This window comes from Coleofasciculus sp. FACHB-712, assembly GCF_014695635.1.
Lineage (GTDB): Bacteria > Cyanobacteriota > Cyanobacteriia > Cyanobacteriales > FACHB-T130 > FACHB-T130.
On the sequence record NZ_JACJOQ010000324.1, the window covers coordinates 1 to 2078 of the forward strand.

2 protein-coding genes are annotated in these 2078 nt (G+C 48.6%); one reads left to right on the top strand and one right to left on the bottom strand.

Features of this window, described 5'->3' with window-relative positions; genetic code table 11:
- Positions 1-438 (top strand): 2OG-Fe dioxygenase family protein (locus H6F50_RS08355; RefSeq protein ID WP_190428053.1); only part of this gene is annotated, 438 nt, incomplete at its 5' end.
- A gap of 305 nt (positions 439-743) precedes the next feature.
- Here H6F50_RS08355 and H6F50_RS08360 read toward each other — a convergent pair.
- The coding region (locus H6F50_RS08360) for a glucose-6-phosphate isomerase (protein WP_190428297.1) at positions 744-2078 on the bottom strand (1335 nt) is incomplete at its 5' end.

Here is a 2078-nt window from a genome sequence, read left to right on the forward strand (position 1 = left end):
GTCGGCGATATCAAGCGAGAGTATGCCGAACTAGATGATGCCATTACGAAGCTTGAAGATTTCAAAAAACTTGTTTTGGCATTTATTGATTACTGCCAACTCGACCCAGAAGCTGTTGAAATAGGAGTTCATCAAATTAGAACGACCTGTTCGCCAGATAATTATGGAAACCCTGCCCCTGAAGGGATTCATCGGGATGGGACTGATTTTGTCGGCATATTTTCTGTAGGGCGGGAAAATATTCAAGGTGGAGAAACCCATCTCTACAAATCCAAAAAGCATGACCCGGTTTTTTCTAAAGTTCTTCATCCGGGCGAACTGCTATTAGTCAACGATCGGGAATTTTTTCACTATACCACTCCCATTCAGCCACTATTTCATGGTGAAGGGACAAGGGACGTATTTGTTCTGACTTGCCCCAGCTTATTGACAAATTAAGAAGGAGAAGGATTGAATTTCTCAGTTTTAGCTGTGCCTTTTTAGTTACTGTTTTGAGGAGATTGCACGAGCGTCTCGGCATTGAGAGGTAGAGTCTCTAAACTTTCATATTAGCCATAGGGGCACGGCAACGCTGTGCCCCTACTTAAACTTAAACTGAGGGGATGTAAAACTTAGCCACTCCCCTATTTGCAGAAGCTAGCGGACAGACCTCAATTTCCTCGATTAGAGCCATATTCAGCATCCTTCGAGTTGAAGCTTTGTCTTCACTCTAAAATGCCAAATTTATGATAAATCAGAGCCATTTAAATGGCGGAAACCCTCAAACTGCTGGGTTCGCCCAAATTGCCTTTTAAAACAACACTCCGCTGATTGGCATCAAGGTGGCGCAGAATTTTGTAAATTGCCTCAATTTGCTCGGAGGCACCCGCTTTCTGAGCCAACTCAGTCAAAGAAAGGGGAGTGCCTTCCTCTTGTACTGCCTGCAAAACTCGTCTTTGCAAGTCGAGAATGGCGGCGGCAGCCTTTTTACCCGCTTCTACCCCTGGCTGGTGATAAGCATTGATATTGACCAGGAACCCATAAAGTCCAACAGCCCGGTCATACAAAGCAATTAAGGCACCTACCATGCGGGGATTTACCTGAGGAATCGTCACGGTGACAGAATCCCGCTGGTTTTCATACAAAGCTTGTCGGGTTCCCTGGAGTAAACCAGAAAGATAGTCGCCGGATGTGACTTCCGGCTCGACGAAGGGGGAGTTACCCTGCCGGTCTTTTAAGACTTCAATGAAAGTCAGGAAGAAATTCGGGACGCCCTCTCGCAACTGCTGCACGTAAGCGTGCTGGTCGGTTGAGCCTTTGTTGCCATAAACAGCAATCCCTTGGTAGACGATATTTCCGTCAAGGTCTTTTTCTTTGCCCAAAGATTCCATGACTAACTGTTGCAAATAGCGGCTGAATAGCAGCAGGCTGTCTTTGTAGGGCAACACCACCATATCTTTTTCGCCCTTGCCATTTCCGGCGAAGTACCAGCTCATCGCCAGTAGTGCAGCTGGATTTTTCTTGACTTGGGGCAGGCGAGTGGCAGTGTCCATTTCTTTGGCACCGGCAAGCATGGCGCGGATATCGATGCCCTGCAAGGCGGCTGGGAGCAATCCTACGGCTGACAGTTCCGAGGTACGTCCTCCCACCCAATCTTCCATTGGGAAGGTTGCCAACCAGCCTTCGGAGTTTGCCTGTCGATCTAATTTGCTGCCTTCCCCAGTGATGGCAACAGCTTGAGGGGAAAAGTTCAGATTCTGCTCAGCGAAGGCTTTTTGCACTTCTACCATGCCATTGCGGGGTTCTGGCGTTCCCCCTGATTTGGAGATGACTAAGACGAGGGTGCTGTTCAGCCGATCTTTGAGCTGGGAGAGGATACGGTCAATGCCCGCCGGATCGGTGTTGTCAATGAAGTGGATGGCGAGGGGCGGGAAGTCTGGGGCGATCGCTTGGGCGACAAATTGGGGACCGAGTGCCGATCCGCCAATACCGATGGAAACAATATCGGTAAACTTAGGAGCGTTGGGTGGATGAATTTCGCCGCTGTGGATTTTTTGGGCAAATGCTTCAATCTGCTCTAAAGTTTGGACAATCTGTTG